The 8,659-nt window shown below is 60.7% G+C and carries 6 protein-coding genes; 3 read left to right on the forward strand and 3 right to left on the reverse strand.

Annotated elements, in window-relative coordinates:
- The 3 genes from mksB to mksF are packed head-to-tail and all read left to right on the forward strand — an operon-like array spanning window position 1 to window position 4,809.
- Entirely contained in the window at window positions 1-1,281 is a 1,281-nt protein-coding gene (gene mksB, locus K5E37_RS18600) for an Mks condensin complex protein MksB (RefSeq protein WP_162803847.1), read from the forward strand.
- Window positions 1,271-1,972 carry an Mks condensin complex protein MksE gene (gene mksE, locus K5E37_RS18605; RefSeq protein ID WP_007951764.1) on the forward strand — a complete coding sequence of 234 codons (702 nt, stop codon included), beginning with the start codon at window positions 1,271-1,273 and terminating at the stop codon, window positions 1,970-1,972. The genes mksB and mksE overlap by 11 nt, the downstream gene beginning before the upstream one ends.
- Window positions 1,969-4,809 (forward strand): Mks condensin complex protein MksF, encoded by a 2,841-nt coding sequence (gene mksF / locus K5E37_RS18610; RefSeq protein ID WP_085609275.1) that lies wholly within the window; start codon window positions 1,969-1,971, stop codon window positions 4,807-4,809. The genes mksE and mksF overlap by 4 nt, the downstream gene beginning before the upstream one ends.
- Window positions 4,810-4,878: 69 nt before the next feature.
- Here the strand turns inward: mksF and K5E37_RS18615 are convergent, their stop codons facing one another.
- Genes K5E37_RS18615 through K5E37_RS18625 form a run of 3 tightly spaced genes read right to left on the reverse strand, consistent with a single transcriptional unit; the run spans window position 4,879 to window position 8,444 of the window.
- Window positions 4,879-7,182: a PqiB family protein gene (locus K5E37_RS18615; protein ID WP_085609274.1), complete on the reverse strand. Its 2,304-nt coding sequence runs from the start codon at window positions 7,180-7,182 to the stop codon at window positions 4,879-4,881.
- Window positions 7,175-7,798 (reverse strand): paraquat-inducible protein A, encoded by a 624-nt coding sequence (locus K5E37_RS18620; protein WP_007951771.1) that lies wholly within the window; start codon window positions 7,796-7,798, stop codon window positions 7,175-7,177. Before K5E37_RS18620 ends, K5E37_RS18615 begins: the two co-directional genes overlap by 8 nt.
- The gene (locus tag K5E37_RS18625) at window positions 7,785-8,444 is read right to left on the reverse strand and encodes a paraquat-inducible protein A (RefSeq protein WP_221534791.1); all 660 of its coding nucleotides are present in this window, start codon (window positions 8,442-8,444) and stop codon (window positions 7,785-7,787) included. Before K5E37_RS18625 ends, K5E37_RS18620 begins: the two co-directional genes overlap by 14 nt.
- Window positions 8,445-8,659: the final 215 nt, after the last annotated feature.

The raw sequence follows: 8,659 nt of genomic DNA on the forward strand, positions 1-8,659 counted from the left end.
ATGATCGAACCCAAGCGCGTCTTGCGCGCCCTCGCTGAACACTGGGCACTTCTGGAGCCACTGTGCGAGCACTTCGACCAGGGCACCCTGAGCCTCAACGAACTGCGCACGCAACTGGCCGCCCAGCAACTGGACAGCACGCCGCAGGACATCACCAGCCTGCTCGACGTGTGGATCCGCCTCGACATTCTGGTTCCCGTGGCGAAAAGCCCGAACCGTTTCGAGCTCAATGCGCAGATCCACGACTTCCTCGCCTACCTGCGTCGGGAACACCGTCTGGGCCTGTGTCTGGAGATCGAAGCCTATCTGCGTCACCTCGAGCGTCTGGCCGGTTATATCCAGGATGCGTTCGACGTTCGCGACGGCAATGATCTGGCGCGTCAGCTGCGTTTGCTCGACATGCGCGTGCGCGACGTTCTGAAAAAACTCGACAACGACGAACAGGCGCTGGTGGCCGTGGCCGAACGGGCCAAGACCAGCGACCGGCAGATTCCGCTGCGTCAGCGTTATGCGGAAGTGCTGGCGACCTGGGACGAATACGTCGAGCCGATGATCGATCTGGTGAACGCCGATGGCGCTTTCGAGCAAGGCGTGCGCAAGGTCGAAACCGTGCTGCTGAAGATGCTCAGCGAACAGCAGCGCCTCGGCCATCTGGTCGATGACGACATGCTGCTGCGCACCCACGCGCGCATCCTCGAAATGCAGACCAGCGCCCAGCTGACCCTGCGTCACGCCCGCGAGCTGCTGCTGCCGCTGCGCGAAGAAGCACGCCGGCACAACGCCGTGACCCGTGGTGCTGCGCTGGCGCTGGCCGCGATCCGCCGCAAAGGCATCGACGCCGTGCCACAAGCGGCGATGCCGCTGTTCACCCGGCCGCAAAGTACCTTCCTCGGCAGCGCCAGTCAGGTTGAAGCCTACGTCTACGCCCTGGCCCGTTTCGAGCCGAAACCGGCGCGTTTCCCCAAGGCGCACAAGTCGCAGAAGACCGGCGATGCCCCGCGTGCACCGCGCACCGTGCGCGAGATGGTCGACCGTTGCGAAGAATCCCTGCCGATGCCGGATCTGATGACCTGGTTGCTGGAGCAGGAGCCGGACGGCGCGACCGACGAATTGCTTTACTGGTTCTCGCGCCTGTCGCGGGAAAAACGCTTCAAGCGCGAGCGTCTGGAACGCCGCGAATACCACACTCACGAGCATCAGGTCAGCCTGCGCTCCTTCGCCCTGCTCTCGGCCGGCGACACCGCCGCCGAGGATTCTGCGAGCATCCCCAATGCATCTTGATCTATCCGAACTGTCTCAGCTGGCGCCGATCTTCCGCGAGCTGTTCAAGGGCTACCACGTCAGCCGCCGCGACCCGGAGCTGTACGCGCAACTGTCGAACTTCCAGGACCAGTACCGCACGCTGTTCAAGGCGCTGGGCTTCGAACTGGTCTGCGACACCCGTGGTTTCTATTATTTCGTGCCCGACATGGCCGCTGCGGCGGTGAACAAGACTGCCCAGCGTCTGGCGCTGTTCACCTTCATCCTCGTCGAGCATCTGGCCGATCAGGGCCGCGATCCGATCGCCGTGCTCGATGGCGGCAGCCTCGGCCGCGAAGAACTGCCGTCGCTGCTGGAAAAATACCGCGACCTGTTCATCCAGGCCGAAGTGCAGACCGTTGAAGAGCTCGAAGAAAAAATCATGCGCCGCATGACTCAGCTCGGCTTCGCCAGCGAGGAAAACGGCGTGTACCGCTTCCTGCCGCCGATGCACCGTTTCCTCGACGTCTGCCTGTCGGTTCAACAGGACCGCGACCTGGCGGCCAGCGTGCACAGCGTTCTGCCGCTGCCGGCGCCGGTGCTGATCGACGAAGCCGCCGAGGCGAAATTCCTCGCCACTGACGACCCGCTCGATCTTTCCGAGTTTGAAGAAGAGAGCGAAGAAGACGCACTGGCCCGCGCCATTGCCGAAGAACAGGAGTCCGACGCATGAGCCAGGAACGCTACGGCATCCGCCGCTTTGCCCTTTTGAACACCGCCGGTTACAGCCTCGGTCTGTTCCCGCTGGAAGAACCGCTGTCGGTCTACGGCGCGAACAACCTCGGTAAATCCGCCTCGATCAACGCCTTGCAGTTCCCGATCCTGGCGCGCATGTCGGACATGAGTTTCGGCAAGTACAGCCTGGAACAATCCCGGCGTTTCTACTTTGCCTCCGACACCAGCTACATCCTCGTCGAAGTGAACCTGCCCCACGGCCCACACGTGATCGGTGTGGTCGGTCGCGGCCCGGGTGGCGGTTTCGGTCACCAGTTCTTTGCCTATGCCGGCAAGCTCGACCTGGCGCACTACCAGAAGAACGACACCTGCCTGCGGCAGAAAGAGCTGTTCAGCAACCTTGAGAAAGAAGGCCTGAAAGCCTACGAACTCAAGCCCGATGAGCTGCGTCGCTTGCTGGTTGGCGGTCACACGTCGATCCCGCTGGATCTGACCCTGATCCCGCTGCGCTCCACCAGCGAGCAGAGCCTGAAGACTTTCCGTGCACTGTTCATCAACCTGCTGCACATGCGCGAAATCACCGCAGCCAAGCTCAAGCAATTGTTCCTCGATGCGTTCGAACACAGCCTGCGTTCCGGCAGCGTCGATTACATCGCCGCGTGCGAAGAAGCCTTCCGCGACGTGCGTCGTATGGAACAGGACTACAACTCGCTGGTGGCTGCCGGCCCGTTGGTCGAAGCCTTGGCCAACGGTGTGAAACAGCGCGATGTGCTGCGCGGCAAACTGCATCGCCTGTCGCCGTTGCTCGACTCGTTGCTCGGCACCTGGTCGGACTACGCCACGGCGCGCAAGGAGGAGCTGACGATTCAGGCCGAACACTACCGTCGCGAGCAGGACGATCTGCAAAACGATCAGCGCGGTGGCACTCAGGAATTGATGCGTCTGGAGCGGGAAATCTCCGGCATCCAGCGCTGGCTCGGCGAGTTGTCCGTTCTGAAGAACCGCTTCGCGCTGGTCGATGACGTCAAGGTTCTGGAGCAGCAATTGCTGGCAGCCAAGGACGCTCACGACGAACTGGCCGGCGCATTGGCGCAGTCCCGTCAATTCAGCGCCGAGGATCTCGAAGAACGTCTTCGCGATCTGGAAAAACGCCTGAAGTCGGTGAAGCAGCAACTCGATCACGCCGACAACAACAGCTACGCCCGTCTGCGCGAAGAGTTCTCGCAGCAGGATGTCGAGCGCCTGATGCGCCTGTTCAACAGTGCGCTGTTCAGCCTGCCACTGGGTGAACACGGCATCACCCTCGACGACGATGGCGAATGGGTGAAATCGGTCGAGCTGATCCTCGACGGCTTCAAGGGCGAGCGTTTCGAAGTGCCTGGCCTGTCGATCGACATCTCGCACATCGAGCCGCCGGCTCTGCAGGCCTTGGCCGACCGTGCCGCGTTGCGCGATCAGAAAGAGCGTTTGGAAAAAGAGCTCAAGCAACTCAAGACCCAACAAGCCGTGGCCGCCGACCGCGCCGCGAGCAAGACCCAGACCGAAGCGCTGTACCAGCAGGTGCTGGATGCGCAGAAGGCGCTGGAAGACTTCCGTCGCACCCAGACCCTAAGCGCCGAAGAAGGCGACAAGCTCGAGCAACTGGCGCAGATGGAAGCCGCGCAGGACGAACTCAAGCGTTCCAGCGATGCGTTCACCGAGCGTGTCCAGCAACTGTCGGCCAAGCTGCAACTGGTCGGCCGGCAGATCGCCGACATGGAAGCCAAGCAACGCACCCTCGACGATGCCCTGCGTCGCCGTCAGCTGCTGCCGGCGGATCTGCCGTTCGGTACGCCATTCATGGATCCGGTCGACGATTCGATGGACAACCTGCTGCCGCTGCTCAACGACTATCAAGACAGCTGGCAAGGCCTGCTGCGCGCCGATGGTCAAATCGAAGCGCTGTACGCGCAGGTGCGCCTGAAAGGCGTGGCCAAGTTCGACAGTGAAGACGACATGGAGCGCCGTCTGTCGTTGCTGATCAACGCTTACGCGCACCGCACCGACGAAGCCCTGACCCTGGGCAAGGCCCGTCGCGCAGCCGTGACCGATATCGCGCGGACCCTGCGCAACATCCGCAGCGACTACGACAGCCTCGAGCACCAACTGGCGCTGTTCAACCGCGAGATCAACAAGCGTCAGGTGTCCAACCTGCAGAGCTTCCGCATCGTCCTTGCGCCGAACAAGGAAGCGCTCAAGCACATCGATCAGATCATCCACAGCGCCGGTCAGTACGAAGAAGGCGAAACCCTGTCGGTGTTCGATCTGAGCCAAAGTGCGGAACAGGACAACAAGAACGAAGAGGCCAAGGAATACCTGGCGCGGCTGGTGGCGGCGAACCACAACCAGCTCGGCCTCAAGGACTTGTTCGAACTGGCGTTCGAGATCACCAAGGTCAATGGCCAGCCGGTAATCCACACCGACATCGATGGCGCGGCGTCCAACGGCACCACGATGACCATCAAGGCGCTGACCAACATGTACTTGTTGCTGCACTTGATGGACCGCGACCTGGCCGGTCGCGTACGTCTGCCGTACTACCTCGACGAGGCAGCGGACATCGACGAGAAGAACCAGGCCGCTCTGCTGGAAACCAGCCTGCAACTGGGCTTCGTGCCGATCCTGGCGAGTGTGAAGCCGCAGGTCTGCGCCAGTGTCGCCATCGACCTGGAAGGCGGCAGCGGCCCGGCCGGCATCTACATCGACGAGGCGGACTGGAAGTACATCCGTCGCCACGACGTGGTGAAAGCCACCGTCAATGTCGAAGCGGACGAGCCGGAGCTGGATGCGGTTTGATGCGTAACTGACGGGCACAAAAAAGGGCCGCGATCCATTGGATCGCGGCCCTTTTTCATGGGCTCTGGATTATTTGCCGAGAGGGATTTTCGGTGCCCAGTTCAGCCACTCGTCTTCGAACTTGTCGAACAGCGGGAAGGTTTGTTCGGCGCGAGCCGGATTGCCCATCTTCTCGCCGTCCGGTGTGGCGAAGGCGATACCGCCCTGAATCACTGTCTCAAGCGACTCTGTGCGTACGGTCACGCCTTTGAACAGGCCGATATCGAAACCGACGCCGCTGGTGTTCCAGAAACGGCTGCCGCTGCGCACCAGTGGCGCGTACTTCGGTTCGATCAGGATGTGCACCAGGACGCGATCCGCGGTCTGGCCCAGTTCGTAACCGGTGACTTTGCCTACGGTGATCTCACGATAGGTGACCGGCACGCCCGGTTTCAGCGAGCCACGACGGGCAGCGCTCAGTACCAGACTCAAGCCAGCCTCTTGCTTGGTCACCTCTGGCGCATTGGCCAGGGCCACGAAGTTCTTCTGCGGGCCGAGGTTCTTGGCCGCCGGTTGCACTTCGATGTACTGCCCGGTGACCAGGGTCTCCAGGTTCGAGGTCTTGATCAGACCCAACTCCGGTTTGACCACCCAGAACTGACTGCCGACTCGAGCAATCTTCTCCGGCACTTCAGTGATGCGCGCGGTGAGGATTACCGATTGCAGATCATCGGTCAGGTCCACACTTTCAATCTTGCCGACATCCAGGCCCTTGAAGCGAACCGGGGTGCCGCTGCGCAGACCGTCCGCGCGATCGACCTTGATGGTGACGACGGCGCCTTTCTGATTCGCTTCATCATGGTTGGCGAACAGACGGAAACGCGGAATGCGCTTTTGCAGCGGCGCCTTGGCCTGCGGCGTTTCGAAGGCGATGCCACCGGCCATCAGGGTCTGCAACGATTCACTCTTGACCTGAATGCCGCCGGTCAAACCGCCGGTCAGCGTGACGCCACTGACGTTCCAGAACCGGGTCGAGGCGTTGACCAGGTTTTCGTATTCCTTCTCGATGTGGACGCCGATCACCAGTTGCTTGCGTGTCTTGGAGAACTGATAGCTCTGCACCGAACCGACCTTGACCTGCTTGTAGAGGATCGGACTGCCGACGTCGATCGAGCCTAAGGTATCGGTGAACAGCACCAGGTGCAGGCCGGGTGCACGCAGATCGAGCGGCGGCGCTTTGGGTCGGGCTTCGAATTCACGCTGTGGCGCACCGCCCTTGTCGCCCGGGCGCACGGCGATGTAGTTACCTTTTACCAACGCTTCCAGACCGGTGATGCCGGCCAGGGAGATCGAAGGTTTGACCACCCAGAATTGCGTGCCGGTGACGAGATAGTCTTCGGCCAGCGGATCAAGGGTCAGTTCGGCGGTGGCGCTGGACAGGTCCGGATCGATCTTCAGCGCTTTCAGGTTACCGACCTGAATGCCTTTGTACATCACCGGGGTACGCCCGGCTTGCAGGCCTTCGAAATCGCTGAGTTTGACCTTCACCCGGATGCCGGCGGCGGCCGCATCGAAGTCTTCGTAGAGACGGAACGGCAGGCTTGGATCGGTGGGCGGGCTGTCTTTGCGGTTCTCCGGCGTGGCGAAGGCGATACCGCCAGCGACGATACTGGCCAGGGATTCGCTGCGCACTTTCACGCCGGACAGGTTGGCGTCGATGCTGATGCCGCTGGCGTTCCAGAATCGTGTGTGTTTGCGCACCAGTTTGGCGTAGGTCGGTTCGATGAACACCTTGAGCTCGACCGTGCTCTGGTCTTCCGACAGCACGTAACTTTTGATCTGCCCGACTTTGATCTGCTTGTAGAACACCGGGCTGCCGCGATTCAGCGAACCGAGGCGATCGGCCTTGATCGTCAAGTGCAGACCGGGCTTCGAATCCGATAGCGGCGGCTCTTCGGCCAAGGCCTTGAACTTGCGGGTCGGCTCGCCTTCACCGGGACTGATGGCCACGTAGTTACCCGATACCAGGGTTTCCAGGCCGGTGATCCCGGCCAGGGTCACGCTCGGCTTGACCAGCCAGAAACGGGTGCTGGTCTTCAGGTACTGATCGACATCCTTGTTCATCTCGATGGTCGCGATGACACCTTTGGAGTTGCCTTCATCATCGAGCTTGAGAGCTTTCACCTTGCCGACCGGCATGCCTTTGTAGACCACTTCGGTCTTGTTGGCCTGAATGCCTTCACCGCTTTCAAACCGCACCTGAATCTCGATGCCGGTTTCGTTGTAGGCACGCCAGCCGAGCCAGCCGCCGATAATCAGGGCGATCAGGGGCAGCACCCAGATGGCAGACCAGTTCGAAGCCGGTCGGGTTTTCGCTACAGGCAAATCAGTCATGGTCGGCGTCCGACTCCGTGTTATCCCAAATCAGTCGGGGATCGAAAGTGACAGCGGCGAGCATCGTCAGAATCACCACACTGGCGAAGGCGATGGCGCCAAGATTGGCTTCGACACTGGCAAGCCGGCCGAAGTTGACGACCGCCACCAGAATGGCGATCACGAAAATATCGAGCATCGACCAGCGGCCGATGAACTCGATGAAACGATACATCCAGATCCGCTGACGGGCGGACAACGGCTGGCGGCGCTGTACAGAAAACAGCAACAGCGCGATGCCCACCAGTTTGAAGGTCGGCACCAGGATGCTGGCGATGAACACCACGGCGGCGATTGGAATCATGCCGTGCTGCACCAACTGAATGACGCCGGACATGATCGTGCTCGGGTCACCCTGGCCCAGAGAGCTGACGGTCATGATCGGCAGTACGTTGGCCGGGATGTAGATAATCGCGGCCGTGATCAGCAGCGCCCAGGTTCGCGCGAGGCTATTGGGGCGCCGGGCGTGGACCAGCGCGCCGCATCGGGTGCAAGTCTGCACATCGCTGTCGGTATCCTGCCTGTTCAGTTCGTGGCATTCGGTACAGATCAGAATGCCTGCATCAATCGCCCGCATGGGCATCTTCTCCTGATAACGCCTGCCAGATCTGGTGCGGCGACATCACCACTTCGAGCCAGACCTGAACCAGTAACAAGCCGATGAAACACGCCAGACCGAGGCCCACGGTGATAGCCGCCATGTCCGCCAGTTTGACGATCGCGACCAGGACGCCCATGAGGTAGACCTCGAGCATGCCCCAGTCTTTGAGGTGGTGATAAATGCGGTAGAGCAGCAGGCCATAACTGCGTCCGATGTTGAAACGGATAGTCAGCAATACGATCAACTGACACAGCAGTTTCAGCAGTGGAATCGCCATGCTGCAAAGGAATACGACGACCGAAACACCGCGCATGTCGGTGTTGAACAGACCGATCACACCGCTCCAGACCGTGTCCTGCGACGATTGCCCGAGAACATTGAGCTGCATGATGGGTAAAAAGTTCGCCGGCACGTAGAGCAACAGCGCGGCAATGACCAGGGCGAGGCTGCGCTGCACCACGTTATGGCGGTGAGCGTACAGTTCGTAACCGCAGCGTGGGCAGAGGGCTTTTTCGCCGAGAGCAAGTTTGGGCTTGCGCATCAGCAGATCGCACTCATGGCAGGCCACCAAGTCATCCAGCGGTAAATCTGACAGCCCGGGGGCGTCAACCGAATCTGACATAAGGGCTCTGGCTCCGAAAAAGTTGGGATCTATTCTAGTGTTCTGATTCGAAAATAACTGTGCAAATTTGTTCGCTGACGCGAGCAAAAACTTTCCTGCGGGCAAAACAAAACCCCAACTGCTTTCGCAATTGGGGTTTCGGAATTTAATCTTGACGATGACCTACTCTCACATGGGGAAACCCCACACTACCATCGGCGATGCATCGTTTCACT

Origin of the sequence: Pseudomonas sp. RIT778 (assembly GCF_019718735.1) — a bacterium.
In the GTDB taxonomy this organism is placed as follows: Bacteria; Pseudomonadota; Gammaproteobacteria; order Pseudomonadales; family Pseudomonadaceae; genus Aquipseudomonas; species Aquipseudomonas aphyarum.